Raw genomic sequence first — 285 nt, 5'->3', positions numbered from 1 at the left:
GATCTTTACGCTTATAGATACCCATTTTTTTCAGTTCGTCGTAAGACGGTAACGCCGGATCTTTGGCAAGCATTTTGGCGTACAGATGTTGTAACCATTGTTCCTGCGTGCGACCTTCTGTGAACTTTTGATAGACGTCAGGTCCAAGACGTTTCGCGACTTCACTCAGGATCCAGTAAATCGGTTTGCGTTCGAATTTTTCGCTGGTGACAGGCTGGAGGAAAATGAGATATCCCATGTTACCGGCGTAGTCGTTAGGAATAATATCTTCCTGCTCAACGGTCA

The 285-nt window shown here is 45.6% G+C and carries 1 pseudogene; it reads right to left on the bottom strand.

Annotated elements, in window-relative coordinates:
- Positions 1–285: pseudogene (locus SB822_RS56395) on the bottom strand (dimethyl sulfoxide reductase subunit A); the annotation flags it as partial.

Source organism: Paraburkholderia sp. SIMBA_054, assembly GCF_046534875.1.
GTDB lineage: Bacteria > Pseudomonadota > Gammaproteobacteria > Burkholderiales > Burkholderiaceae > Paraburkholderia > Paraburkholderia hospita.
The sequence above is the reverse complement of the archived record's forward strand: the minus strand, read 5'-3'. Positions and strand labels throughout refer to the sequence as shown.